Origin of the sequence: Delftia deserti, from assembly GCF_042653485.1 — a bacterium.
Classification (GTDB): domain Bacteria; phylum Pseudomonadota; class Gammaproteobacteria; order Burkholderiales; family Burkholderiaceae_C; genus Comamonas; species Comamonas acidovorans.
Genome location: NZ_JBHSIH010000001.1, coordinates 72,309 through 96,082, shown reverse-complemented (window position 1 = coordinate 96,082; position 23,774 = coordinate 72,309). Strand labels below are relative to the sequence as shown.

The 23,774-nt window shown below is 66.4% G+C and carries 25 protein-coding genes and 1 riboswitch; of the genes, 13 read left to right on the top strand and 12 right to left on the bottom strand.

All coding sequences use genetic code 11. The annotated features are described in order from the left end of the window. Positions 1-16 precede the first annotated feature (16 nt). From ACFPFG_RS00455 to ACFPFG_RS00445, 3 genes are all read right to left on the bottom strand, one after another. Complete coding sequence (locus ACFPFG_RS00455) at positions 17-1,813, bottom strand: methyl-accepting chemotaxis protein (protein WP_380104358.1); 1,797 nt, start codon at positions 1,811-1,813, stop codon at positions 17-19. A gap of 126 nt (positions 1,814-1,939) precedes the next feature. After that, positions 1,940-3,262: a serine hydrolase domain-containing protein gene (locus ACFPFG_RS00450; protein WP_183018072.1), complete on the bottom strand. Its 1,323-nt coding sequence runs from the start codon at positions 3,260-3,262 to the stop codon at positions 1,940-1,942. Between the two features lie 61 nt (positions 3,263-3,323). Then, positions 3,324-4,358 (bottom strand): zinc-binding alcohol dehydrogenase family protein, encoded by a 1,035-nt coding sequence (locus ACFPFG_RS00445; protein WP_183018073.1) that lies wholly within the window; start codon positions 4,356-4,358, stop codon positions 3,324-3,326. Between the two features lie 126 nt (positions 4,359-4,484). On the opposite strand from ACFPFG_RS00445, the gene ACFPFG_RS00440 reads away from it, so the two are divergent. Beyond that, positions 4,485-5,411: a LysR family transcriptional regulator gene (locus tag ACFPFG_RS00440; RefSeq protein ID WP_312376694.1), complete on the top strand. Its 927-nt coding sequence runs from the start codon at positions 4,485-4,487 to the stop codon at positions 5,409-5,411. Between the two features lie 4 nt (positions 5,412-5,415). On the opposite strand, the gene ACFPFG_RS00435 is transcribed toward ACFPFG_RS00440, so the two are convergent. From ACFPFG_RS00435 to ACFPFG_RS00400, 8 genes are all read right to left on the bottom strand, one after another. Further along, positions 5,416-6,201, bottom strand: a complete 786-nt coding sequence (locus ACFPFG_RS00435; RefSeq protein ID WP_312376698.1) for a (2Fe-2S) ferredoxin domain-containing protein — start codon at positions 6,199-6,201, stop codon at positions 5,416-5,418. Further along, positions 6,188-6,976 carry an ABC transporter ATP-binding protein gene (locus ACFPFG_RS00430; protein WP_380104355.1) on the bottom strand — a complete coding sequence of 263 codons (789 nt, stop codon included), beginning with the start codon at positions 6,974-6,976 and terminating at the stop codon, positions 6,188-6,190. Before ACFPFG_RS00430 ends, ACFPFG_RS00435 begins: the two co-directional genes overlap by 14 nt. After that, complete coding sequence (locus tag ACFPFG_RS00425; protein WP_380104353.1) at positions 6,973-8,058, bottom strand: FecCD family ABC transporter permease; 1,086 nt, start codon at positions 8,056-8,058, stop codon at positions 6,973-6,975. Before ACFPFG_RS00425 ends, ACFPFG_RS00430 begins: the two co-directional genes overlap by 4 nt. After that, positions 8,045-9,088: an ABC transporter substrate-binding protein gene (locus ACFPFG_RS00420; RefSeq protein ID WP_380104351.1), complete on the bottom strand. Its 1,044-nt coding sequence runs from the start codon at positions 9,086-9,088 to the stop codon at positions 8,045-8,047. Before ACFPFG_RS00420 ends, ACFPFG_RS00425 begins: the two co-directional genes overlap by 14 nt. Then, positions 9,088-11,244 (bottom strand): TonB-dependent receptor, encoded by a 2,157-nt coding sequence (locus ACFPFG_RS00415; protein WP_197956254.1) that lies wholly within the window; start codon positions 11,242-11,244, stop codon positions 9,088-9,090. Before ACFPFG_RS00415 ends, ACFPFG_RS00420 begins: the two co-directional genes overlap by 1 nt. 121 nt (positions 11,245-11,365) lie before the next feature. After that, a riboswitch (cobalamin riboswitch) is annotated at positions 11,366-11,684 on the bottom strand. A gap of 12 nt (positions 11,685-11,696) precedes the next feature. Then, the gene (locus tag ACFPFG_RS00410) at positions 11,697-12,380 is read right to left on the bottom strand and encodes a 2OG-Fe(II) oxygenase (protein WP_197956253.1); all 684 of its coding nucleotides are present in this window, start codon (positions 12,378-12,380) and stop codon (positions 11,697-11,699) included. An 18-nt stretch (positions 12,381-12,398) separates the two neighbouring features. Continuing rightward, the gene (alkB, locus tag ACFPFG_RS00405; RefSeq protein WP_380104349.1) at positions 12,399-13,049 is read right to left on the bottom strand and encodes a DNA oxidative demethylase AlkB; all 651 of its coding nucleotides are present in this window, start codon (positions 13,047-13,049) and stop codon (positions 12,399-12,401) included. 12 nt (positions 13,050-13,061) lie between these two features. Next, positions 13,062-13,793 carry a 2OG-Fe(II) oxygenase gene (locus ACFPFG_RS00400; protein ID WP_380104347.1) on the bottom strand — a complete coding sequence of 244 codons (732 nt, stop codon included), beginning with the start codon at positions 13,791-13,793 and terminating at the stop codon, positions 13,062-13,064. A 205-nt stretch (positions 13,794-13,998) separates the two neighbouring features. Here ACFPFG_RS00400 and ACFPFG_RS00395 point away from each other — a divergent pair, with 205 nt between their 5' ends. The 3 genes from ACFPFG_RS00395 (at position 13,999) to ACFPFG_RS00385 (ending at position 18,413) form a co-directional block, all read left to right on the top strand. Beyond that, entirely contained in the window at positions 13,999-14,820 is an 822-nt protein-coding gene (locus ACFPFG_RS00395; protein WP_047218680.1) for a hypothetical protein, read from the top strand. Between the two features lie 147 nt (positions 14,821-14,967). Then, positions 14,968-16,218, top strand: a complete 1,251-nt coding sequence (locus tag ACFPFG_RS00390) for a hypothetical protein (protein WP_380104346.1) — start codon at positions 14,968-14,970, stop codon at positions 16,216-16,218. Further along, a complete protein-coding gene (locus ACFPFG_RS00385; protein WP_380104345.1) occupies positions 16,215-18,413 on the top strand; it encodes an AAA family ATPase in 2,199 nt (732 codons plus the stop codon). Before ACFPFG_RS00390 ends, ACFPFG_RS00385 begins: the two co-directional genes overlap by 4 nt. A gap of 69 nt (positions 18,414-18,482) precedes the next feature. Here the strand turns inward: ACFPFG_RS00385 and ACFPFG_RS00380 are convergent, their stop codons facing one another. Continuing rightward, on the bottom strand, positions 18,483-18,797 hold the full coding sequence (locus ACFPFG_RS00380) for a hypothetical protein (RefSeq protein WP_374621963.1): 315 nt from the start codon (positions 18,795-18,797) through the stop codon (positions 18,483-18,485). A 130-nt stretch (positions 18,798-18,927) separates the two neighbouring features. Here ACFPFG_RS00380 and ACFPFG_RS00375 point away from each other — a divergent pair, with 130 nt between their 5' ends. From ACFPFG_RS00375 to ACFPFG_RS00335, 9 genes are all read left to right on the top strand, one after another. Further along, entirely contained in the window at positions 18,928-19,236 is a 309-nt protein-coding gene (locus tag ACFPFG_RS00375; RefSeq protein WP_374621966.1) for a single-stranded DNA-binding protein, read from the top strand. A gap of 11 nt (positions 19,237-19,247) precedes the next feature. Then, entirely contained in the window at positions 19,248-19,439 is a 192-nt protein-coding gene (locus tag ACFPFG_RS00370) for a hypothetical protein (RefSeq protein WP_034367001.1), read from the top strand. Further along, positions 19,439-19,654: a hypothetical protein gene (locus ACFPFG_RS00365; RefSeq protein ID WP_374621970.1), complete on the top strand. Its 216-nt coding sequence runs from the start codon at positions 19,439-19,441 to the stop codon at positions 19,652-19,654. The genes ACFPFG_RS00370 and ACFPFG_RS00365 overlap by 1 nt, the downstream gene beginning before the upstream one ends. Continuing rightward, positions 19,651-20,352, top strand: a complete 702-nt coding sequence (locus ACFPFG_RS00360) for a hypothetical protein (RefSeq protein ID WP_380104344.1) — start codon at positions 19,651-19,653, stop codon at positions 20,350-20,352. Before ACFPFG_RS00365 ends, ACFPFG_RS00360 begins: the two co-directional genes overlap by 4 nt. Next, positions 20,349-21,347: a rolling circle replication-associated protein gene (locus ACFPFG_RS00355; RefSeq protein WP_374623392.1), complete on the top strand. Its 999-nt coding sequence runs from the start codon at positions 20,349-20,351 to the stop codon at positions 21,345-21,347. The genes ACFPFG_RS00360 and ACFPFG_RS00355 overlap by 4 nt, the downstream gene beginning before the upstream one ends. A gap of 256 nt (positions 21,348-21,603) precedes the next feature. Then, positions 21,604-21,744, top strand: a complete 141-nt coding sequence (locus tag ACFPFG_RS00350; protein WP_374623389.1) for a hypothetical protein — start codon at positions 21,604-21,606, stop codon at positions 21,742-21,744. After that, a complete protein-coding gene (locus ACFPFG_RS00345) occupies positions 21,744-21,962 on the top strand; it encodes a hypothetical protein (protein WP_374623386.1) in 219 nt (72 codons plus the stop codon). Before ACFPFG_RS00350 ends, ACFPFG_RS00345 begins: the two co-directional genes overlap by 1 nt. 74 nt (positions 21,963-22,036) lie before the next feature. Beyond that, positions 22,037-22,267, top strand: coding sequence for a hypothetical protein (locus tag ACFPFG_RS00340; RefSeq protein ID WP_374623383.1), 231 nt, complete (start codon positions 22,037-22,039; stop codon positions 22,265-22,267). Between the two features lie 109 nt (positions 22,268-22,376). Continuing rightward, a complete protein-coding gene (locus tag ACFPFG_RS00335) occupies positions 22,377-23,771 on the top strand; it encodes a hypothetical protein (protein ID WP_374623380.1) in 1,395 nt (464 codons plus the stop codon). The last annotated feature ends 3 nt before the right edge of the window (positions 23,772-23,774 follow it).

The window sequence follows — 23,774 nt, the reverse complement described above, 5'->3', positions numbered from 1 at the left end:
CCCCTTGGTGGCCGGGTCAGGACTGGAGTCGAAAGCCTGCCACCACGTCCGCCAGTTGCGCGGCCTGCTGCTGCAGCGACTGCGCCGCGGCCGTGGCCTCTTCGACCAGGGCCGCGTTCTGCTGGGTGGAATGGTCCATCTGGCTGACGGCCGTGCCGATCTCGGCAATGCCCGTGCTCTGTTCCTGGCTGGCGTTGCTGATCTCGGTGACGATGGCCGTCACGCGCTGCACGCTTTCCACCACCTTGCCCATGGTGGCGCCCGCGTCCCGCACCAACCGGCTGCCGGCATCGACCTGGCCCACGGAGTCGTCGATCAGCGCCTTGATCTCCTTGGCGGCGGTGGCGCTGCGCTGGGCCAGGGTGCGCACCTCGGAGGCCACCACGGCAAAGCCCCGGCCCTGTTCGCCGGCGCGGGCCGCTTCCACGGCGGCGTTCAGCGCCAGGATGTTGGTCTGGAAGGCAATGGAGTCGATCACGCCGATGATGTCGGCAATGCGGTGCGAGGACTGCTCGATGCCGCCCATGGTGCGCACCACCTGGTCCACCACGGTGCCGCCATGCGTGGCGATGTCCGAGGCGCTGCTGGCCAGCTGGCGCGCCTGGCGCGCATTCTCGGCGTTGTGCTGAACGGTGGCGGTGAGCTGCTCCATGGCGGCAGCGGTTTCCTCCAGCGAGCTGGCCTGCTGCTCGGTGCGTGCCGACAGGTCCTGGTTGCCGCTGGCGATTTCGGTGGAGGCATGGCGCACGGTCTCGGACGAGTCCCTGATGCGCACCAGCACCGAGGCGATCTTGTCGGTGAAGTGGTTGAACGCGCGTGCGATCTGCGTCAATTCGTCGTTGCCTTGCACCGACAGGCGGCGCGTGAGGTCGCCGTCACCCGAGGCGATGTCTTCCAGCGCATCGCGCACCACGGCCAGCCGGCGCGTGACGCGGGCGATGACGGCGCCCAGCAGCGCAATCGCCAGAATCAGCGAAATGGCAACGATGGCGCCTGATACCTTGAGCAGCGAACCCAGCGCGGACAGCGCCTCGTCGCGCTGCACGGCCACCACCAGTTGCCAGTCCGTGCCGGGTACGGCCTGGCCGTAGAACAGGAAGTCCTTGCCGCCGACGGCCGTGCGCATGCCGGTGTCCGCCTTGGGCAGGGCCTGGAGGGCGTCGGCACGCAACTGGGGCGAGAGCGCGGAGACGGGCTTGAGCGTGAGTGCCGGATCGGGATGGGTGACGATGGCGCCCGCCTCATCCACCAGGAAGGCAAAGCTGCCCGGCGTCGGCCTGATGGCGCCCACGGTGCGCACCACGGTGGTGAGCAGCACGTCCGCACCGACCACGGCATGGGGGTTGCCGGCGGGGCCGACCGGCTCGGCAAAGGTCACGCCCACCTCCGGTGGTGAGACGAACAGATAGGGCGCCGTCACGACGGGGCGGCCTTCCTTGAGCGCCTGTCTGAACCAGGGACGGGCCGTCACGTCGTAGTCGGCCGCCATCTCGTTGAGGAAGAACATGCGCTTGTCGGTGTAGCCGAAGTAGGCATCCGAGAAGCCGCCGCCGTCGCGCAGCGCCTGGACCACGGCATGCGGCTCCGGCGTATCGACCGCCTGCGCCAGGGTATGGGTCAGCAGGCGCTTGGTGGCCACCCATTCGCCCAGAACCTGGGCCTGGGCGTTCACCAGCTGGCGGCTCTGGTCGTCGAGTGTGGACAGCACATGGCGCTGCACCGTGAAAAAATTGGCAATGGCCAGGGCCAGCATGGCCACTGTGACGATGGCAACGCTGAGCGCGATGAGTCGCGCACGCAGGGACTGGAACATGGGGGATCAACTAATTGCAAAAAGATGCTACATACGTTAGCAAATTTTCATGACAACAAGCATCCTTGGCACAGGTGCCCCCTGGCGGCTGAAGCCCTTGCGGGGAATTGCCCCCCTTCAGCGCTGTCAGCGCTCCCCCGCCAGCAGCCTGCCCAGGGCCTCGTAGGCAGGCAGCGAGGTCGGGTCATTGGCCGCATTGCCCGCCACCGGATGCGAGGCAAAGCGCGCAATCACCATCTGGGCCTTGGGATCGATGTAGACGGTCTGCCCATGCACGCCGCGCGCCGCGAAGGCGCCATGGGCGTTGTGCGTGACCCACCACATGTTGCGGTAGGTCCAGCCCGGCAGCAGCTTGTAGCCGGCCTTTGCAAAGGCGGCCGCGTCGCCGCCCCGGCGTATGTCGTCCACGGCCGCTGCGGGAACGATCTGCTGACCGTTGAACTGGCCCCGGTTGCGCAGCATCTCGCCAAAGCGCGCCAGGTCCCGCAGGCCCAGGTTCAGGCCGCCGCCTGCAAAGGGCGTGCCCGTGGAGTCCACCGACATGTAGGCATCCTGCTCGGCGCCCAGGCGGCTCCAGATGCGCTCGGACAGCAGATCGGCCACCGATTGGCCGCTCACGCGCGCCAGCACCCAGCCCAGCGCATCGGTGTTGGCCGTGCGGTAGCCGAAGGCCTTGCCGTGCACGCCTTCGGGCTTCACGGTCTGCAGGAATTCGTAGTAGCTGCGCGGCCCGGTGTAGTCCTTGGCCTTGGGCAGCGGGTTGCCGGCCGCTGCATGCGCCCAGACCTCGGCCTGCGGGTCCGCATAGTCTTCGCTGAAGCGTATGCCCGTGGTCATGTCCATGAGTTGGCGCACCGTGGCATTGCCGAAGGCCGAGGCCGCCAGCTCGGGCACGTACTCCGACACGCGGCGCGAGGGATCGAGCTGACCCTCGGCGGCCAGCATGGCCGCCAGCGTGCCGACAAAGGACTTGGTCACCGACATGGCGCCGTGCTGGCCTTCGGGCCTGAGCACGCCGAAGTAGCGCTCATAGACCACGCGGCCCTTGTGCAGCACCACGATGCCGTCGGTGTAGTTGGCCTTGAGCGAATCGCGCCAGGTCATGGGCTGGCTTGCCCCCAGCGGCGTGAAGCGCAACTCGTCGATGTCGTCGCGCAGCGCCTGGGCCAGCGGCGCCGCAGGCGCCAGGCCGCGCGAGACATTCACCGTGGGCATGAGCTGGCGAAAGTGCGAGACGCTCCAGCGCATGGCCGGGAACTGGAAATAGGAGCCGTCCTCGAAGCGCAGCATGCGGTCCGGCGGTGGCGGCGAGCCCACCATCCAGCCCAGCCTTGCGGGGTCGCTGGCATCGGCATCGGGATAGGAGGGGGTCTTGGCGGCGGACCCTGCCGTGGCTGTGGCCAACACGAGGCTGCCAGCCAGGGCGCCCATGAAATGTTTGAGCTGCATGGTGGCAACCATACTACGGTTGCCAGCCACGCTGGGCCTTGGCCAGGCCTTGTCCCAGGCCTTACACCGCGCCTTGCTCCCAGCCCTCCAGCACCAGCTTGCCGCGCGCCTTGCCGGACTCGATCAGCGCATGGGCGCGGCGCAGGTTGGCGGCGTTGATGGGGCCCATGCGCTGGTCCAGCGTGGTGCGGATCAGGCCGGCATCGACCAGGGCCGCGACTTCGTTCAGCAAATGGTGCTGGCCGATCATGTCGTCGGTGCCGAACAGCGAGCGCGTGAACATCAGCTCCCAGTGAATGGAGACCGCCTTGCGCTTGAACAGCGTGGCGTCCAGCGAAGCCGGGTCGTCGATCAGGCCGAATTTGCCCTGCGGTGCGATGGCCTCGACGATCTGGGGCAGGTGGGCGTCGGTCTGCGTCAGGCTGACGATGTAGTCCACCGCGGGATGGCCGATGCGGCGCAACTCCTCGGCCAGCGGCAGGCTGTGGTCGATCACATGGTGGGCACCCAGTTCACGCACCCATGACCGGGTCTCGGGCCGCGAGGCCGTGCCGATCACGGTCAGGCTGGTCAGGCGGGTCGCCAGCTGGGTCAGGATGGAGCCCACGCCCCCAGCCGCGCCAATGATGAGCAGGCTTTTGCGGCTGGGCTGCTTGCCCGGCGCCACGCCCAGGCGGTCGAACAGCATCTCCCAGGCCGTGATGGCCGTCAGCGGCAGGGCGGCGGCCTCGGCAAAGTCCAGCGATTGCGGGGCATGGCCGACGATGCGCTCGTCCACCAGATGCAGTTCGCTGTTCGTGCCCTGGCGCGCAATCGATCCTGCGTACCAGACACGGTCACCGGGCTGGAACAGCGTGACCTCGGGGCCGACGGCGCGCACGATGCCGCTGGCGTCCCAGCCCAGCACCTTGTATTCGGGGCCGTCCGCGCTGCGCGAGGCGCTGCCGCGCACCTTGGTGTCCACGGGGTTGACGGACACGGCCTTGACCTCGACCAGCAGGTCGCGCCCCTGAGGCACAGGCTCGGGCAGGGTGATGTCGAGCAGGGACTCGGGATGGTCTATGGAATGGGCGTTTTGATAACCGACGGCTTTCATGCGGGTGTCCTGCAAGGAGTGGAAAGAAGATGGCGCCATCTTGTCCTTGATAGGGATTTTGTTAAATGGCTTTTCCTTTGAACTAAGCTTCAAATAATTTTTGAAAATCAATGCCCGGCGACCTCCATGAAAAGCCTGCAGGACCTGGATATCTTCGTGCGCACCGCAGACAGCGGCAGCCTCTCGGCCACGGCACGCGCACTGGACCTGACGCCGGCGGCGGCCAGCGCCGCGCTCAAGCGGCTGGAGGCCGAGCTGGGCGTGACCCTGTTCGTTCGCTCCACGCGCAGCCTGCGGCTCACGCAGGAGGGCGAGTTGTTTCTGGAGCACTGCCGCCCCGCGCTGGCCGGCCTGCGCCAGGTGAGCGACCAGTTGGCGGGCGGCCAGGCCGCGCTGCGCGGCACGCTGCAGCTGGCCGCCCCCTCCGACCTGGGCCGCAACGTGCTCATGCCGTGGCTGGACGAATTCCAGCGCCTGCACGCGGGCGTGGACCTGCGGCTGCACCTGTCCGACCGCGTGGCCAATGTCTACAGCGAGCCCGTGGATGCGGCCTTTCGCTATGGCAAGCCGCAGGATTCCAGCCTCGTGGCCTTGCCCTTGTCGGATACGCACCGCCGCGTGCTCTGCGCCGCACCGGCCTATCTGCAGGAACGCGGCGCCCCCGCAACGCCCCACGATCTGGCCGGCCATGACTGCCTGTGCTTCATGCTGGGCGAGGAAGTGCACGACCGCTGGAGTTTCTGGCCGTCAGGGCAGGGGGCGGCGCCACCGCAACCCGTCCATGTCCGCGTGCGCGGCCGCAATGTGGCCAACGACGGTGACGCCGTGCGGCGCTGGGCCGTGGCAGGGCGGGGCATTGCCTACAAGTCTTACTTCGATGTGGCCGAAGACCTGGCCCAGGGCCGGCTGATCGCGCTGTGCACCGACTGGACGACCGAGCGCGTGCCGCTCTACCTGGTCGCGCCCACGCGCAGGCAGTTCACGCCGCTGGTGCGCGCGCTGCGGGATTTTGTGGCGGTGAGGCTGGCGGAGCTGGAGGCGGCGCAGCCCTGATGCATCACGATGCCTGCTGCGGCGCCAGATCCACTGGCCCGTGCACATGGTGCTCCGCGCAGACCTGCCGCGAGAGCACATGGGCCTCCACCACCTGGGCGGCATTCCCGGTCGTGAGCCGCCCATACCAGACGCCATCCGGATAGACGATGGCCAGCGGGCCATGGTTGCAGGGGTACTGGCAGCTGGTCTGCAGCAGGCGCAGCCTTGCGCGCAGTTCACTGCTGGCCTGCACGGCCTCGCCCAGGCTTTGCCAGACGGCCACGGCGCCCAGTGCCGTGCAGCGCGGCCCCGTGCAGACCAGGGCGTGGTGCTGGTGATCTGGCACCTGGGACCAGGCCTGGGGATCGTGCTGCCAGTGGTCGCCAGCAGTCTCGGCAATGTCGGGGGCCTGCAGGGCCTGGGCCATCTGCGACAGCAACAGCGCGGGCATGGCGGCAGCGCCCAGCAGATGGTCGGCAAACCGCACCTGCACGGTCTGGTCCGGCAGTTGCGAGCGCCAGCGCATGGCCAGCTTGTGCAGCCAGCGCAGCAGGGCAGGCTCGTCGGGCGAGAACAGGGGCAGCACGACGATGGAGCGGGCCGGCAGGCATTGCTGCAGCGCATCGGGCAGCGAGGGCGCGGCCTTGTCCACAAAGGCGGTGACGACCTTGCAGCCCGGCTCCAGCGTCGGGCGCAAGGCATCGGCCAGTTCGATCAGGCTTTGGCGCGAGGCGGCACCCGTGCCGCCACGGCCCAGCACGATCACGGCGTCGGGCCCGGGCGGAATGGATGTTTCAGAGGAGTTCATCGGGAATAAAGCTGATGCGCAGCCGGCCGGTGGCGGCATGGGTGTCCACCTCGGCAGCCACGCCATAGACCTGGCCGATGGTGGCCGGGGTCAGTACCTGAGCCGGTGTGCCATGGGCAACGATGCGGCCTTGTTCCATGAGATAGAGACGGTCGCAGTAGTGGGCGGCGATGTTGAGGTCGTGCAGGGCGACGATGCTGCTGATCTGCAGGCGCCGGACCAGTGACATCAACTCCAGCTGATGGCGTATGTCCAGGTGGTTGGTGGGCTCGTCCAGCAGCATCAGCCGCGGCTGCTGGGCCAGCGCCCGGGCCACGAGCACGCGCTGCTTCTCACCGCCGGACAGGCTGGAAAAACGCCGCTCCTCCAGCGCCAAGGCATCCACCTGGGCCAGCGCCTGCCGCATGCAGGCCAGGTCCTCGGTGCTGTCGCCCGCCCAGGGGGACTGGTGGGGAATGCGGCCCATCATCACCGCCTCGCGCACGGTGAAGTCAAAGCTCTGGGGCGCCTCCTGCGCCAGGACCGAAACCTGGGCCGCGAACTCGCGCGCCGTCATGTCACGGATGTCGCGCTGGTTCAGCAGCACGCAGCCTGCGTCGGGCCGCAGCACGCGGTAGAGCATGCGCAGCAGGGTGGATTTGCCACTGCCGTTGGGTCCGATGAGCCCCAGGCATTCGCCGCTGTGCAGGGTCAGGCTGGCATGGTCCACGATGCGCCGGGCGTCGGCACGCCGGGCATCGGCGCTCCAGCAAAGGTCCTGGGCTTGCAGCTTCATGGTCCGCGCCCTCCCTGCACCGGCTGGCGCACCAGCATCCATACGAAGAAGGGGCCACCGATCAGCGAAGTGATCACGCCCACGGGCAGCTCCATGGGCGCAAAGGCAGTGCGCGCCACCAGGTCCACCAGCACCAGCAGCAGGGCACCGGCCAGCGCAGCCACCGGCAGCACGCGCCGGTGGTCCGTTCCCACCAGCATGCGCGCGGCGTGCGGCACGATCAGCCCCACAAAGCCGATGGCGCCGCTGACCGCGACCATGGTGCCCGTCAGCAGCGATACCACCAGGAACAGTGCGCGCCGCAGCCGTGCCGTGTCCACGCCCAAGGTGGCGGCGGCCTCGTCACCGGCCAGCAGGGCGTTGAGGGGGCGCGTCTGCAGCCCCAGCCAGAGCATTCCCGCAGCCAGCACGGCGGCGGGAATGCCCAGCTCTTCCCACTGCGTGCCCGCCAGGCTGCCCAGCGTCCAGGTCAGCAGGGCGTTGGCCAGGTCGCGCTGGCCCGATGACAGGGTGATCAGGCTGGTCACGCCCGCCAGCACATAGCCGATGGCCACACCACCCAGGATCAGCCGCGTGGCATGGATGCGGCCCTGGGAGCGCGCCAGCAGGTAGACGGCGACGGTGGCCGCCAGCGCCCCCGCAAAGGCCCCGGCCGTGAGGGCGTACATGCCTGCCGATGCCAGCGCACCGAAGGCCAGCACGGCCACGGCGCCCACCGACGCACCCGAGGACACGCCCAGCAGATAGGGATCGGCCAGCGGATTGCGCACCATGGCCTGCATGATGGTGCCCACCACGGCAAGCCCGGCGCCCACCAGGGCCGCCAGCAGCACGCGCGGCATGCGGATCAGCCAGACGATCTGCTGGTGCTGCGGCGTGATGCCCTCCAGCGGCGGCGGCTGCATGCCCAGCGCCTGCAGCAGCCGGCTCCAGGCAATGCGCCAGACCGTGCCGGCCGGCATATCCACGGGCCCCCAGGTGATGGCCAGCGTCATCACCAGCAACAAGGCCGCGAACAGCAGCAGGCACCAGGCGCGGGCGGCGCCCGGGCGCCTGGGCCAGCGGAACTCAGTTGGCCGCATGGCTGGTCGCCGGCATGCGGTCGGGGTGCAGGGCCTGGGCCAGGGCACGGGCCCGCGCGATGTTGCGCGGGCCGGGTGTGGCCTCGGCATAGGTCATCACGAAAAACCGCTTCTCCCGGATGGCATCGACGCCGGCCAGCTCGGGCCTGGCCAGCAGGAAATCGATCTTGCCCTGGGCATCGGGCTGGCCGTAGTCGATGACGACGATCCACTGCGGGTTGCGCTGCACCACGTCCTCCCAGTTGCCCGCGGGCCAGTTGCTGGGAATGTCGTCGAAGATGTTGCGCCCGCCCGCTTCCTCGATCATGGCTTGCGGCATGCCGTAGCGGCCCACGGTCACGGGGATGTCCTGGCCGCTGTCGTAGACGAAGACCGCGGGCCGCTGCCGCACGCCCTGCATGCGCGCGCGCAAGTCCCTGAGTTCGTGCTCCAGCCCTTGCGCCAGTTGCTCGGCATGTGCGTCGATACGGAAGATGCGGCCCAGGTTGCGCAGGTCGGTCAGGCCGTCCTCCAGCGCCACCTGGCTGCGCGGCCCCACGTGGATGCAGGATTCGGACAGCACGTACGAGGCAATGCCGTGGCGCTGCAGCACCTCGGGCGTGACCTGGCCCTGGCGGAAACCGTAGCTCCAGCCGCCGAAGACAAAATCTGCCGAGGCGCCCAGGATGGCCTCCAGGTTCATCTCGCGCTCGGCCAGCCGCGGCACGCGGGCCAGCTGGGCCTGGAAGGCCGGGTCGATCTGCTTGGCCTGCGTGATGCCGCTGTAGCCCACCAGCCGGTCGCCCAGGCCCAGGAAGAGGAACATCTCGGTGATGTTGACGTCATGGGTCACGGCGCGCAGCGGTGCGCTGGCATAGGTCACGGGGCTGCCGCAGACATTGACGGTCACGGCCGCCTGCGGCGCGGCTGGCGATGCCGGCCGTTCGCTGGCGGTGCCGGAATCACTGCGCGAGCAGCCGGCCAGCAGCAGGGTGGCTGCCAGGGCGCCAGCGCAGAGGCCGCGGAGGCTTTTGGAGCGCGCCATGGCCATCAGAACCGGATGTGGGCCGCGATCTCGAAGCGGCGGCCCTGGCCGACCAGGAACTGGCTGCCGTAGCTCGATCCCACATAGACCCTGTCGGCCAGGTTGCGGCCGATCAGGCTCAGCGTGGTGCGCTGGTCCATCTGCCAGCTCAGCGCGGCGTCCGCCACCGTGTAGGCGGGCAGGCTCACAGTGTTGGCGTTGTTGCCGAAGCGGTCACCCACGTAGCGCAGGCCCAGCGAGGCCTGCCAGGCTCCCACGCGGTAGTGGCCCCAAAGGTTGGCCGTGGTCTTGGCCACGTTCTGCGGACGGTTGCCGGCGCGGTTGCCGCCGGCCTCGATGAGCTTGTCGAACTGGGCATCGACATAGGACAGGTTGCCCTCCAGGCGCAGGGCGGGCGTGGCCTGGAAGGCGGCGGTGGCTTCCGCCCCGCGCGAGGACTGGCTGCCGCCCTGGATGGAGATGGCCGGGCGGTCCGGGTCGCGCGTGATGATGTTGTCCTTCTTGATGTCGAACACGGCCAGCGTCCACTCGCCGCGCCCGTTCGCCACCTGTTGCTTGATGCCGATCTCGGCCTGGCGGCCCTTGCTCAAGGCATAGGCGGTATTGGCCAGGTTCAGCGAAACCAGGCTGTTGACGGGATCGTGGCCGGAGCTGAGCTGGCCGTAGACATGGGTGTTGCGGGCCAGCTCATAGGTCAGGCCCAGGCGCCATGACGTGGCGGCCAGCGTCTTGTCGAAGTCCGTGCCGCCCACCAGGGAGTGGCTGGCAAAGCTGTAGACATCGCGGCGCAGGCCGGCCATGGCCAGCCAGCGGTTGCTGATGCGCCAGGCGTCCTCCAGGTACAGCGCGTGCTGGGTCACGCCGGTTTCTGTCTTGGCTGCCGTGGCATCGGGGCTGGCCCAGCTGCCGTGCACGGGATCCCAGGCCGAGACCGTGGACGAGCCGCCATAGGGCGAATTGTTGGACAGCCGCAGGTTGATGCGCGCGGCCTCCCAGCCCATGGCGATCTTGTGCGCCCCCCGGTCCACGTTCAGGCCCAGGCGGTTGCCGGTCTGCTCCAGGTCGTGCAGGATTTCCAGGTAGTCGGAGCGGCCCACGGTCCAGGTGGCGGGGTTGAGCGCATAGGCCTCGATGTTGCGCCAGTGGCGGTCGGACTGCACGTGGTACAGCTCGTTGCGCACCGTCAGCCAGTCATTGGCCTTCCATTGCACCTTGGCGCGCAGGCGCTCGTCGGCATAGCGCAGCACGCTGTCTTCGGCGTTGTAGTTGCGGTCGCGCAGCGACTCCACCACCTTGCCGTCCAGGCCCGGCGTGCCCCAGTAGCGGCTGGGCTTTTGCACGCTGCGGTCGGCGATCAGGTCGATCTGCAGGTCGCTGGTGGGCTCCAAGCGCAGCGTACTCATGAACTTGCCGTTGCGCGACTGGTCCAGATCGCGCTCGCCTGCGCTGCGGGCGGTGTAGCTGTCGATGCGGTAGCTGGCATAGGCGCCCAGGGCGCCGGTCACGCCCAGGCCCAGGCGCAGCGTGTCGTCCGTGCCCGCGCCCAGCAGCACCTCGGCCGAGCTGGTGCGGCTGGGCTGCTTGCGGATGGCGTTGACGGTGGCGCCCATGGTGCCGCTGCCATACATCAGCGAGGCCGGCCCACGCAGCACGTCGATGCGCTCGTAGCCCCAGCTGTCACCCGGATAGGCCGTGGTGCCCGCGGCCACGCCCAGCACCATGCCGTCTTCGGCCACGCCCACGGAATTGACACCCGCAAAGCCGCGGCTGCTGAAGGACAGGCCACCGTTGCCCGGCGTGCTGCTGGACGTCAGGCCCACGGTGCGCGTGACGGCGTCCACCAGGGCGTAGTCGCCGCGCTCCTGCATCTGCTCGGCGGAGACGCCGTCCACGCTGGCCGGCACTTCCTGGTTGGAGACTCCGGTATGGCTGGCAGAGCGCGCAGGCTGGGCCAGTTGCTGGCCGATGCGTTCGGCCTGGCCGGTGACTTGGACCTCGGGCAGGGCGGTTGATGGCGGCGTTGGGGTGGGCGTTTGTGTTTGAGCCTGCGCCGGCAGGCAGATGAAGGCGCAGGCCAGGGCCAGCGGGCTCAGCCGCACGGAAAGGGACTGGGCAGCGCGAGCGCTGGAAACGCTGGAAAAGGAGGAATGCATTTCGAACATCGGTCTTCGACCGTCTGATGCGAAAGCAAGGCACTGCCGCCTCTCCAGCCAGCGTGGAAGAAAGGGGAGCAGGGCGTTGCCATCCGCACCCCGCAGACAGTCAAGAAAACGCCTGCACAGCAGGCGGGAAACGCAGCAGGCCGGTCTCCGGGCTCACAAGCGGCGCAAGGACATGCCTTGCGCCCAGCGCCCCGTCTTCCCAATCCACCCGCGAAAAGCTGCATGTTGCAGACCACGCCATGAACCAGTGACAGCCTGTCATCGCCCCTCCGCAGGGTTGCGGAGACTGGCGGGACAGGCATGGAGCGCCTTGACTTGTTTACCGTTGCGGGGGCAGCCAAGGCCTGTGCCGGCAGCGCAAAAAGCATTTGCTGGCAGTCACCTTGTTCCCGTTTCATCCCCATGGCTGGCATGCGGACACCTGTTGCACGGATGCCTTTGCAGGCGCGGCATTATAGCCAGCGGCCTGTTTGCAGAGCCTTTGGCGCCTGGGGCACGTCGTGCAAAAGCAGCTCCAGACCCAGCCACTCGCCACGGTGAACGCGGCTGATGGCATGCCGCAGGTGCACGCGGTAAAAGCCTGCCGCACCGCGCACCGGGCGCGGCCCTGTGGCGATGATGGCCGCATCCCCCAGGCCCAGCGGCAGCACCATGGGGCGCGATTGCATGCGCGGGCGCTGCTCGGTCATCACGAATTCGCCGCCCTCGAAATCCTGGCCCGGCCGGGACAGCAGCAGCACCAGCTGCAGCGGAAACACCGCCGCACCTTCGCCGTACGAGCGCAGCGGGGCATGGCCCGCTTCCGGCACGCGCAGCAGATGTGGCTGTGGCTGGGTCTGGCCGGCTTGCCGGCCCGGACGCATGAAATCCTCGAAGCAGCCTGGCAACTCAGGCTGCATGCCCATGTGTTCGCGCCAGCGGTTGGCCAGGGCCAGCAGATGCCCGTACAGCACCGGGCGCCATGCCTGCACGGAGGGCGGCAGGCCAGGCACGGCGGCCGCCTCGCGGGCCAAGGCGCGGCTTTCATCCGCAGTCAGCAGCTGCGGCAGCAGGGCATGGCCTTCGGCGTCGAGCTCAGCGGCAATCCGCGCCCAATCCAGGCGGGCGAAGCGATCCTGGCTGTTGAGCCTATCCATTTCAGACCGTCCAACCATTCAGCCCGCCTTGCGAAATGTGAGATTGATGCGCCGCCCGCCCAGCAGCGGGTGAGGCTGGTCCTTGAGCGGCAACACGCCGTGGTGGCGCAGCCGATCCACACCGCCCCAGACCACCACGTCGCCATGCTGCAGCGGCACCCTGGCCGTGCTGTCCGCCCGCGCCAGTCCTCCAAACAGAAAAGTGGCCGGCATGCCCAGGGACACCGAGACAATGGGCGCGCCCAGATCGCGCTCGTCGCGGTCCTGGTGCAGGGAAAGCCGGGTGCCGGGCAGGTACTGGTTGATGAGGCAGGCATCGGGCACAAAGCCCTCGAACCCCGCCGCCGCCGCCGCCTCGCCGGCCAGCCGGACAAACAGGGCCGGCATGGCGGGCCAGGGCTGGCCGCTGACGAGGTCGATGGCGCTGTAGCGGTAGCCGCTCCTGTCGCTGGTCCAGCCCAGCGCGCCGCAGTTGGTCATGGCCACCGACATGGTGAAGCCGCCCGGCGTGACCAGATGGCGCAGCGGCGCCCGCGCCGCAATGCCTTCGACCGCCTCCAGCAACTGCACGGCCTGGGGCAGGGCATGGCCGCGCAGCACCACGGATTGCGGACCTATGGATTCGGCCCCGGCGGGATGCTCATCGGCAAAGAGATCCAGCGTGCTCATGCCGGCCATCCATCAAAGTGCGTCATGAAAGATCAGCCCCACGGTATGGCGATGGCCGCTGTGGATGCGGCTGACGCCATGGCGCATGGCCACGCGGCGGTAGCCGCTGCGCCGCCCGGGCACGGGCCGGTGGCGCACGGCCAGGACCAGCGCATCGCCCTGGTCCAATGCCATCACATCGGCCCGCTGCCGGTCGCCATCGGCCTGGGTGATGACGAATTCTCCCCCCGCAAAATCCTGCCCGGGCCGCGACAGCAGCAGCACCACCTGCAGCGGGAACACATGCTCTCCATAGACATCCTGGTGCAGGCAGTTGTAGTCGCCCGCACCGTATTGAAGGATAAGCGGCGTGGGCCGCAACTGGCCCTGCGCGTGGCAGCGCGCCAGGAAGTCCTGCAGCCGGACCGGATAGCGCACCTCCAGCCCCATGCGCTGGTTCCAGAGATTGGCCACCGGCGCCAGGCGCAGATACAGCTGCTCGCGCAGGCGCTGCAGCAGCGGTGGCAAGGGGTAGTCGAAATATTGGTACTCGCCGCGCCCGAAACCGTGGCGTGCCATGACGATGCGGGAGCGAAAGCCGTCTTCCCTTGCGTAAAGAGCGGCCAGCTCGCGGCACTGCTGCGCATCCAGCAGGCCGGGCAGGCGCGCGCAGCCTTGCTCATCGAGCTGGTGCTCCATCTGCGTCCAGTGGCAGGGCAGGGCGGATTCGCAAGCTTCGTTGTCGAAAAGACGGAGGTTGTGCATGGCGGGCGGAGTTGGCGGTATGGGCGCTGTGGGCAATTGCCGCAGTCTAGGGCGCCGCCGCAGCGCCTGCATCCCGCTTCTTGCAGTGGACAGAATGTCAACCGGTGGGAGCGCCTGCCAGCCGCCTGCTGGACAGGCCTGGGAGGGCCGGCTGGCGGCTGCAATTGAACAATCGCGGCATTCCTGCAAACGCCTCAGGCCCGCCATGTCCAGCAACGTCCATCACCTCTATCTTTTCTTCGATACGCCCCTGCAGCTGCGCCGCGTGCAACTGATCTGCCAGTACCTGGCCCGGCAGTCCTGGGAGCAGGCCGAGCGCTGGATCCATGAGCTGGACCCCGCCCTGGACCGGTCCGCGCTGTGGGATGACGACTGGGCCAATGCCAGCGCCCTTGGCCATCCCCAGCACCTGGAACTGGGCTTTGACACCCGCACCACGGCCGGCATGCCCTGGCGATTGCTGGAGACGCTGTTCCAGCACGGGCTGCAGGCGGCGGTGCTGCATGTCTTCTACGACCAGGTGGGCGAGAGCGAGCGCTACCACTTCGATGCCGGCCAATGGGTCAGCCACCACGCCTGGCTGTCCCGTTACCCGGAGCGCCAGGTGCTGGTCGATACGGATGGCGAGGTCTATCCGCAGCCCGGCCAGGAAGAGGGCGCCGACGGCACCGCCCTCACCAATCCGGCCCAGCCCATGGCCATCACCCGGCTGCGCGAGCGGGACCAGGAGCGTGACCGCCAGGCCCAGGAATCCGTGCAGGCCCTGCTGGACACCATGGCCAGCCTGCGCAAGAGCGGCGTCTCGCCCGTGCAGGGCATCGTGGGGCTGTTCATGCTGCGGGCTGGCTTTCGCGGGCTGTGCGAGGCCGTGGCCTTCACCGTCATTGCGGCCCTGGCCTTCAGAGGCAAGGGACTGTGGCTCTGGCTGGCTCTGGGATTGGTGCTGGCGGTGGTGCTGCCTCTGTACCGCATGGCCGGCGCGCGACGGGAGTTTGCGGGGCAGGGTGGCGGCGATGCCGCATCCTGAGACAATCCGCGCTCGGCCAAATGAAACAAATTGCACAAGACCCGCTGAATCCCAGGAGAGGGTGAACAGGATGAGGATACGGACCATGGCCCCGGCAGGATGGATCTGCGCCAGCAGGCGCTGTTTTCCTGAGCGGAGCCGTCGCTGATGCAGCCCACCGCCATTGAACAGGGTGCTGCCGTGGCACCAGGCGTTCACGAGGATTTCGGCCATTTGCTGGGGCTTTACATGCGCCGCATCCGCGCCAGCGCCTCGGGCGTGGCCACCGAGATCGGGTTGAGCCGGGAGGCCGTCAACAACTGGAGAAACGGCGTTTCCCTGCCCAATCCGCGCTCGCGCGACCGGCTGGCCGCCTGCGCCCAGTACCTGCGCCTGACGGAGGCGGAGACCAATCGCCTGTTTTCCGCCGCCGGCTTTGCCACGGAGTTTCCGTTGCAGGCCGCCGCCGCCGGCGCCCAGCCTTTTGCAGGCTTCATGGACCGGCTTTTCGCCCAGCTGGCCCAGGCCAGGCCCTATGCCATCTCCATGCTGCTGTCACCCGCGCACTGGGGGCAGCCTCCGTTTCGCCAGGAACTGCTGCTGCGCGCCCGCGCCCAGTATGGCGCCGAGGCGGTGTTGCACCTCCAGCCGCCCTACAGCGTGAGCACGGCTGCGGCCGACTACTTCGCGGCCCTGGGCCGGCAATGCGGACTGGGCGAGGTAGGCTCGGACTACGAATTCGAGGCCCTGCTGGAAAAGCGCCTGCTGGCCGGCGGCCGGCTGTTCTGCCTGGTCAGCCGCTTCGAGCAGGGCACGGCGCAGCTGCGCGAAACACTGGCCGGCATTCTGCGCAGCCTCAGCGAAATGCACAGCGGCCGCCTGCACCTGCTGCTGTGCGGCAGCGAGGCCCTGGCCGACCTCAAGTACCGCAGCGGCGATCTGTCGCTGCTCAACATCGGCCAGGTGGCCCACTGGCCCGATCCCACGCGGGAAGACCTGGCCTTGATGGCGCGCCAGCGCTGGCCGGGCACGGCCTGGCCGGCCGAGGTCATCGAGGCATTGCAGGCGCTGACGGGCGGGCATCCCGCGCTTTTCGAGGAAGCGCTGCAATGGCTGGTGGAGCAGGGCGTGGGCGTCGCTTCAGTGCACTCGCCCCTGCTGCGCGCCCATCTGGTGGCCAGCGCGCGCCTGTGGCAGACCTTGCTGCCCCTGGCGCAGGAACCTGCAACGCGCGAGCAACTGCGCAGCCTGGTCGATGCGGCATCGCTGGGCCGTGCACGCCCCTATCTGCAGGATGCCGTGCTGCGGCGCCTGTTCTGGGGCAATCTGCTGCAGGTGCGCGGAGCAGGCGAGGGCGCCTATCTGCACTGGCGCTGCGACATTGCCCGCGAAGCCGCCGTGGCGGTGCTGCAGGCATGAGGGGCCTGGACCGGCTTGTGCAACTGCCCAAATCCTGGTGGCGCGCCGCGCTGCTCGCCTTGGTCACGCTGTTCATCGGCACGGCCATCCTGCTGCCCCGCTACAACCCCGTCACCCGTGGCAGCCTGCTGGGCGCGGAAAGCTCGGGCCGGGTCTGGAACGAGATCATCCTATGGCGCCTGGCCCTGATGGACTATGTGGGCCAGCATGAAGGCTGGCCGCAGGACCTGGCCAGCGTGGCGCCGGACATTGCCGAACCGCGCGTACGCATGAGTTCGCCCAGGCCATTCGTGCTGCAGGCGGACGTGGTGCGCGACAGCCAGATGGGCGTGCTCGCCGGAACCCAGGTCCTGCTGCAACTGGACATGCAACGCCGGGACTGGAGCTGCCAGGGCGGCCTGCCGCCCACTCCGCCGCGCTACCTGCCGCTGAACTGCAGCCCCTCGCCGGGCCAGCCCGAGCATGAACCCTTTGGATGGCTGCGCAGCGTCATCTGGACCAGCGCCCTGGTCTTTGGCGGCCTGGCCCTGCTGTGGCTGGTGCGACATCCGCTGATAGGCCCGGCACAGCTCAAGCCCGAGCGCCTGCGCCGCAAGCCCTACCAGCATCTACCCCAGCTGGACCGGCTGCTGCGGCTCACCGGCCGCCGCTCCGCCGTCTTGCGCACCGCAGGCATACGCCCGCCGGACTGGCAGCGGGCCCTGCGGCTGGCCCACGCCAGCCCCGCTGCCCGCGTGCGCGCCCTGGCCGAACGCCTGTCCGCCACCTGCAAACCGGCCGAAGGCGAATGGCCCATGCCCGGCGACATGTTCGAGTGGACGCTGCCATCCGAGCTGCCCATCGCCCTGGGCCGCTGCCTGGTCTATGCGCCGCCAGCGGAGCTGGAAGAGGGCGAACTCGTGCGCCAGCTGCGCCTGCTGCAAACCGGCGGCGATGTGGTGCTCATACTCAGTCCCCTGCATCCCCAGTCGCCCATGCCGCTGCTGCAGCGCCATGCCCAGGACCGCGCCAATCTGCACGTGCTGCTGGACAGCCCTGGCCAGACCGAATGGCTGATGGGCGGCGATCCGGACCAGGTGCTGCTGCGACTGCTGGCCACGCAGCTGCAGGTCACGCGCATATCGCCCTACCAGACGCGCGGCGGCGTGACGCGCGAGGACGTTTTCTTTGGCCGCGAGCGACTGCTGGCACGCGTGCTCAACCGCGAACCGGCCAACTACCTGGTCGTGGGAGGACGCCAGCTCGGCAAAAGCAGCCTGCTCAAGGCCGTGCAGCGGCGGCTGCAGGAGCATCCGGCCATCGCCTGCCACTACATCTCGCTGCGCGACCACCGCCTCACGCCGCGCCTGGCCACGCAGTTCGGCCTTCCCGTGGAAACACCGCTGGAGGCCATCATCGAACACCTGCAGAAGCAGTCGCAGGGCAGGCGGCTGTACCTGCTGATCGACGAGGCCGACCTGTTCTTCCGCGACGAAGCCCGCAATGGCTACCCCCAGCTCAGCGCCTTGCGCGCGCTGAGCGAGGAGGGCCGTTGCTGGTTCATGCTGGCGGGATTCTGGGATCTGTACGCGGCAGCGCTGCTCGACTACCAGTCGCCGCTGCGCAACTTCGGCGAAATCCTGGCCATTGGCGGATTGGAGCCAGCGGCATGTCACGCCCTGGCCACCGAGCCGCTGCGCAGGCTGCGCCTGGGCTTTGCCAACGACGCTCTGGCCGAACGGCTGATAGAGGCCAGCGGCAGGCGCGCCAATCTGGTCGCCATCCTCTGCCAGGAATGCCTGGAAGCGCTGGGCGCCGACGAACGCGTCATCGAAGAACGCCACCTGCGCCAGGCCATGGCATCCCAGCCAGTGCAGGACGCGCTGGTAGGCTGGGGCCGCCTGAGCACCGATGAACAGGCCTGCCGCCTGGACCGCATCGCCGTCTATCACACGGCCCAGCAAGGACAGACCAGCCTGGCCGCACTCGACGCCCTGGTCCAGTCCCACGGCGCCACCGGCCAGGCCCAGGCCTTGCGCCGGTCCCTGGCGCGCCTGCAACTGGCCTATGTCCTGCGCAGGGATGAAACGCACGGTGTGCACGATGCATGCTACGTCTTCACCATCCCGCTGTTGCAGCGCCAGTTCGAGCCGCAGGAAACCGCGCTTTTGCTGAAGCAGGAGCTTGAAGGCCTGGAAACCGTCTTGAACAGCTGAAAACGAAGCAGGCGAGACACTGGAGGAGTGCCTTGCCTTGGTTTTCAGGCTGCTACCTGAGTTTGTGATTTAACATAATATACAGACCACCCGGGCCGCAGCGGTCCCGACGGCGCCTAGTGTCAGGGCGCTACCGATCAGAAATTTGCGCACCATACGCGACTTGCACGCGCTTTCGCGCTCCCCTTCCAGGGCCGCGATGACCATCCATTTCTGAGCGTCTTCTCCCATTTCTTCGGCCAGCGCGCCCGCGATTGAGGGGCTCAGGTTGCCCCGCTGCTTGGCGGAGTTGAGGGCGTTTCTCGACAGGTTTAGGCGCTTGGCCCAGCCTCCTGCGGAGTCCTGCTCTAGGGCTCTTTCCAGCAGTTCCATGGTGGTTTGCATTGCTTTTCCTATCTTTGTTGCGTACTCGCTACGTGTACATGTTAATACTCAGTTTGTACACGTAACGAGTACGTGATACCGTCCGCTCCGCTTGTACACGTTGTGTGAGCAAAACCCAAACGGAGCTCAAATGATTCAAATCTCGGTGAAGTCGACCGACGTCCGCAACCAACGCGGCAACGCCAAGGCCTCGGGCAAGCCTTATGACCTGAACTTCCAGACCGTCTACGTGCACACGTTCGATCGGAATGGCAAGCCGAACCCCTACCCGGAAAAGACCGAGATCATCCTGGAGAAGGATGAGCAGGGCGCTGCCCTGTATTACCCGGTCGGCGAGTACACGCTGGACCCGCGCTCGTTCTACGTGACGCGCAATGGCGACCTCGCCCTGCAGCCCAAGCTGCTGAAGATCACCCCGAAGGCGCAAGCCGCTGCCTGAAGGGGGCCACCATGGACAACGCTGCACGCGAAGCCATGGCAGAAGGGGCGCTCCTGGCGCTCCTTTTTTGCTTCAACTCGCACCAGTCCGCCGCAAAGGCGGATCGCGTCACGGTCTCGCTGACCATTGGTGACGACGGTGTTGTGTACACGGATGCCAGCTACTGGGCTGGGGACGTGCCACTGGGCGGTCAGGGCTTCTGATGACTGCCGCAGTGCGCCTGCTGCCTGTGTACCGCGCCGATGGTCCCAGCGACATGGCGCGGCACCTCTTCGCGCTCAAGCAAGGGCTGCTCGATCTGGAGTTCATCGAGCGCGCTCGGCGCCTGCCACCGGACTTTGATCGCCGGGTCTATGACCTGCATTGGCGCCTGCGCGCCTGGGCGGCTTTCATCATTGAAGTGGGGTGCTGGGCATGAGTGCATCTAGCTTGTTACAGCGACCAGGTGTGTCGGTCCTCTTCGCTCGTTCCGATTCCTGTTACTTCGGCCTGGCTGCTGATGTGTGGGATGCGGAGCGCGATGCGCGCGGCTATGCCGGTGCCAATCCTGTCGTCTGCCACCCTCCGTGCCGGGGCTGGGGGCGCCTCCGTCATTGGGCCAAGCCTCGCCCAGACGAAAAGGCCCTGGCCCTGTTTGCTGTTGAGCAGGTGCGCCGTTGTGGTGGCGTGTTGGAGCATCCATGGGGCTCCACGTTGTGGCCCGCTGCTGGCCTGCCTCATCCGGGCCACGTCGATGCATTCGGCGGCTGGACTCTTCTGGTGGATCAGGGGTGGTGGGGCCACGCAGCGCCGAAGCCGACCTATCTCTACATCGTCGGTTGTAGTCGTGAGCAGGTCGGCGATTTGCCCGTCCAGTTACACCGAGCTGCCGGCCGCACGCTGAAGCTTTCGCCCGCTGATCGGGAGCGCACGCCACCGGCATTCGCCCGCTTCCTCGTTGACCTCGCGGCCAAGTGCGCCGGCTCGCAGTTACAGCGGTCGATCGCAGTTACAGCGAGCGCCGCGCCGGCCGCTGTTACAGCTGACCAGGACCGCTGTAACAGCGACCTGGCTGCGGAGCGTCGTGCCAGGGCAGTTGCAAAGCGTGCCGCATTCCGTGATTGGGCTGGAGCATGAGCGAATTCCGCTTCAACGAAGACACGCGCCCGGCCTTCCAGCCCTGGCAGCAGTCCGCCCGCATGGGTGGGGCTGTGGAGGCTTGGCGCGCCCGTTCTGTGGCCTCTGCTCAGGCTCTGGCCGACGCGCAGGGCGAGAAGGCGCGAAGCGCCGGGCTTGTCTCACTATCAACAACTTGCAAGGGTGTTTCGGTAGTTGATTTCTTCACTGAAAACACCATTGAAATCGACAACCAAAAAACCCGCCTGACACGCATGCGCAAAGCGCTTGGCGTGTCGGCCAAGTGCCTGCACAACCAGGGTCCAAAAAATCAGCGTGTCTGGATGCTCACGCTGACCTACGCGGGCACAAATCGCGACTGGCGCCCGGAGCACATCAGCCGCTTTCTGGACGGTCTACGCAAGTGGCATTACAGCCGCACGGGCGAGAAAAAAGTGCGCTACGCATGGGTCGCTGAGCTCCAGCGACGCGGCGTGATCCATTACCACGTTGTCGTTTGGCTGGATGCCGGTCTGACGCCCCCGAAGCCCGACCGTGCATGGCGTGCACGTGGCGTCTGGCAGGCGCCCATGTGGGGCCATGGCATGTCCAACCGCGTCGAGGCCTATGCGCCGGTCGCGTACTTGATGAAGTACGCGACGAAAGACGTTTCCAAGATTCAAGGGGGATTCCCGCATGGTGCACGAATTCACGGGGCAGGGGGCCTGGATGAGTCTGGCCGTGGTTGCCGTCGCTGGGTGCTTTGGCCTGCGTATGTGCAGGGCAATGCCGCGATCACAGACCGCTTCCGGCCTTCGAAGGGCGGCGGCTACGTCAATGCTGAAACGGGAGAGCTTCTCTTGCCTGAGTTCGCCCCAACGGGCGGCGGTTTTTCGCGCTTTGTGCGCATCCGGCACACCCCGAGGCGAATCGAAGCGCATGGGCCGTTCATGTGGATCGGCGGCGCTGGTGCGGAGGGGCCCCGCTTGCGGGGAGGTACCGCACCTGCGCCGTGAACAACGTTACTTAGGAGGTTGCTTTGTCCAGTTTGACTGACGCTGAAGTGCAGCGGTACGCGAATTACTTGATCCAGATGACAGTGCTCGGCGGCTTGATCGGCGCGGTGCTGTGGGATGTCGTTCGCTGCGTTGCCATAGCCCTTTTTTGCCGTATTGAGTCCTCGGCTTCTCGCAGGACTCGAATCTATGTCGCTCGCATGCGTGCCAAAGCCCTGCATCGCCAGCGTGCCGATTTTTCTTCAGGAGTAAAGCCATGAGTGCCTATGTCTGCTACGGCTGCGGATCGTTTTTTGAGACGGAACAGGAGGAGGGTTCCGACGAAGTTGCGTGCACAGAGTGCGGCTCCGTCGATACGGACTCGGAAAGCGATTACCAAGACTTCGTGAACAGCTGATGTCTGGCTACTTCGTCTGCACTCAGCCCGGCGAAATGCCCTGCCAGCCAGGGCACCAGCTCGCGGTAACAGAGGTCACTTTGCAGGATCTCGCCGCGCTGGGAATCACTCCCGGCAGCGTGTCCGCATCAGTGGGTATCGGCTTCGGCCTTGTCTTCGCGCTCGCAATGCTCGGCTTCGGCCTGGGCGTTGCCTTGCGCATGGTTCGCAGGTTCTGAGATTGCAGGCCAGAGCCCTGCGGCTCTGGGGTGCAAGTTCGCACCTTTTTACAACTTTTTTTGAGGAAAAAATCATGTTCGCAAACACTCGCAATCTCGCTCGTAAGTACGGCGCAAAGGCTGCTGCCGCTGGCATGGCTATGGCTGTGACCGCATCGCATGCTGCTGGCATGGATGACCTGCTTGACTCCATCGACCTGTCCGGTATCGCTACCAAGATCGGCGCGATCGCGCTCGTCATTGTCGGCATCGCGCTGGTGATGAAGGGCCCCTCGGTCGTCAAGCGCATCATTGCCAAAATCTAACAGGCGTTAGGCATGTTGGTCGTCGCCCTGGTCGTCGCTGTTCACGCTGCTTTTGCGCTGATCGGCGCGATCGGGGCGATTTGTTTTTTCATGCTTGCGAGGATTTGACGTGGGCATTAATCGCATTCACCAATTAATATTTTTCCTGCTCCTGCTAATTGGCCTAAATAGCTTAAGCAGTGCTGCGGTGCCCAAAGTCACTATGTACGGTGTTAGTGACCCCACATATGCGGCGGCAGTTGGCCGGTATGCTAGTCCATCGGCATTATGCGCGGCGCTTGTGGCGGAGGTTAATCGACGCACTGCTGTATCTTCTCCTGGAGTCGTTTTCGGGGTTAGGGTCGTTGGCACTGAGTTTTGTTTTGCCACCCGCGATGGTTTTGATTATTCGAAATTCTGGATTACCACAAATGCGGATCAGTGCCCCATTAACTCGACTGCTTCGGGAAGTGCTTGTAAGTGTGATGCAGGATATGAGGAGTATGACAACAAATCGTGTGTCCCTGAAAAGCCGAAAGGTTGCCCAGCAGGCCAGCATGAGGAGGGCGGCGCATGTGTGCCGGATCAATGCAAATCTGGCGAAATTCGTGTGAATGGTCAATGTGTGCCAGACCCCAATAAGCCAGAAGAGCCAAAAAATTGCAAAGCGGATGCATTGGGGCCGATGTTTCCTTTAAGTGAAAAAGCTGGATCAGCATTATGTGTGGGTGGGTGTATTGTCGTTGTTAGCAATGCAGTGGTTGAAGCCGACGGACAAAAGCAAAGACAAAGCTATCAATCAGGCGGGACGTGTAATGAGCCTATGCAGCCCGGTGATGGTGGCGGCACAGGTGGGGGTACAGGCGGGGGCACCGGTGGCGACACTGGTGGGGGTACAGGCGGCGACACTGGGGGCGGTACAGGTGGTGACACTGGCGGCGGCACTGGGGGCGGCACTGGGGGCGGTACGGGTGGTGGCACGGGCGGCGGTACAGGCGGTGGCACTGGTGGGGGCGATGGTGGTGGGGGTGATGGTGGGGACGGGGGTGGTAACGGTGGTGGCACGGGCGGCGGCACTGGCGGGGGTAATGGCGGTGGCACAGGGGGCGGTACGGGTGCTGATACTGGCGGAGGTAAGGGGGACGGAGACGGGGAGTGCAAAGGCTCTGATTGCGATGACAACACTGGGCCTGCACTGCCTGGGAAGCCTGGATTCGGAAAAATAGGCTCTTTTGAGCAACCAAAGCTTTACAAGAAAAAATACATAGATGGTCCTGGCGGCGTATTCCAATCAAAAATGAACGATATAAAAAATGCGCCAATATCGAATCTCGTTGGCGAATTAATGCCAAAAGTTTCCGATGGTGGTACGCCTCCATCTTGGATTATTGATCTTGATTTTGGTCGTGGTTTGAACTTCGGCTCGCACGATATTTCACCGCCAAGCTGGTTATGGGGGGTGCTTAGAGCAATCACCATTCTCTCCGCGCTATTGCTTGCGCGACGTCTTATTTTTGGGGGTTAAATC

Bases quoted from the DNA above. Each gene is read 5' to 3' on its own strand.
- ACFPFG_RS00340 (WP_374623383.1), top strand. From the start codon at position 22,037: ATGTTCGCAAACACTCGCAATCTCGCTCGTAAGTACGGCGCAAAGGCT.
- ACFPFG_RS00365 (WP_374621970.1), top strand. From the start codon at position 19,439: ATGACTGCCGCAGTGCGCCTGCTGCCTGTGTACCGCGCCGATGGTCCC.
- ACFPFG_RS00415 (WP_197956254.1), bottom strand. From the start codon at position 11,244: ATGTTCGAAATGCATTCCTCCTTTTCCAGCGTTTCCAGCGCTCGCGCT.
- alkB (WP_380104349.1), bottom strand. From the start codon at position 13,049: ATGAGCACGCTGGATCTCTTTGCCGATGAGCATCCCGCCGGGGCCGAA.
- ACFPFG_RS00455 (WP_380104358.1), bottom strand. From the start codon at position 1,813: ATGTTCCAGTCCCTGCGTGCGCGACTCATCGCGCTCAGCGTTGCCATC.
- ACFPFG_RS00430 (WP_380104355.1), bottom strand. From the start codon at position 6,976: ATGAAGCTGCAAGCCCAGGACCTTTGCTGGAGCGCCGATGCCCGGCGT.
- ACFPFG_RS00395 (WP_047218680.1), top strand. From the start codon at position 13,999: ATGTCCAGCAACGTCCATCACCTCTATCTTTTCTTCGATACGCCCCTG.
- ACFPFG_RS00375 (WP_374621966.1), top strand. From the start codon at position 18,928: ATGATTCAAATCTCGGTGAAGTCGACCGACGTCCGCAACCAACGCGGC.
- ACFPFG_RS00400 (WP_380104347.1), bottom strand. From the start codon at position 13,793: ATGCACAACCTCCGTCTTTTCGACAACGAAGCTTGCGAATCCGCCCTG.
- ACFPFG_RS00425 (WP_380104353.1), bottom strand. From the start codon at position 8,058: ATGCGGCCAACTGAGTTCCGCTGGCCCAGGCGCCCGGGCGCCGCCCGC.
- ACFPFG_RS00350 (WP_374623389.1), top strand. From the start codon at position 21,604: ATGAGTGCCTATGTCTGCTACGGCTGCGGATCGTTTTTTGAGACGGAA.
- ACFPFG_RS00410 (WP_197956253.1), bottom strand. From the start codon at position 12,380: ATGGATAGGCTCAACAGCCAGGATCGCTTCGCCCGCCTGGATTGGGCG.
- ACFPFG_RS00435 (WP_312376698.1), bottom strand. From the start codon at position 6,201: ATGAACTCCTCTGAAACATCCATTCCGCCCGGGCCCGACGCCGTGATC.
- ACFPFG_RS00420 (WP_380104351.1), bottom strand. From the start codon at position 9,088: ATGGCCATGGCGCGCTCCAAAAGCCTCCGCGGCCTCTGCGCTGGCGCC.
- ACFPFG_RS00440 (WP_312376694.1), top strand. From the start codon at position 4,485: ATGAAAAGCCTGCAGGACCTGGATATCTTCGTGCGCACCGCAGACAGC.
- ACFPFG_RS00355 (WP_374623392.1), top strand. From the start codon at position 20,349: ATGAGCGAATTCCGCTTCAACGAAGACACGCGCCCGGCCTTCCAGCCC.
- ACFPFG_RS00390 (WP_380104346.1), top strand. From the start codon at position 14,968: ATGCAGCCCACCGCCATTGAACAGGGTGCTGCCGTGGCACCAGGCGTT.
- ACFPFG_RS00360 (WP_380104344.1), top strand. From the start codon at position 19,651: ATGAGTGCATCTAGCTTGTTACAGCGACCAGGTGTGTCGGTCCTCTTC.
- ACFPFG_RS00380 (WP_374621963.1), bottom strand. From the start codon at position 18,797: ATGCAAACCACCATGGAACTGCTGGAAAGAGCCCTAGAGCAGGACTCC.
- ACFPFG_RS00345 (WP_374623386.1), top strand. From the start codon at position 21,744: ATGTCTGGCTACTTCGTCTGCACTCAGCCCGGCGAAATGCCCTGCCAG.
- ACFPFG_RS00450 (WP_183018072.1), bottom strand. From the start codon at position 3,262: ATGCAGCTCAAACATTTCATGGGCGCCCTGGCTGGCAGCCTCGTGTTG.
- ACFPFG_RS00370 (WP_034367001.1), top strand. From the start codon at position 19,248: ATGGACAACGCTGCACGCGAAGCCATGGCAGAAGGGGCGCTCCTGGCG.
- ACFPFG_RS00385 (WP_380104345.1), top strand. From the start codon at position 16,215: ATGAGGGGCCTGGACCGGCTTGTGCAACTGCCCAAATCCTGGTGGCGC.
- ACFPFG_RS00445 (WP_183018073.1), bottom strand. From the start codon at position 4,358: ATGAAAGCCGTCGGTTATCAAAACGCCCATTCCATAGACCATCCCGAG.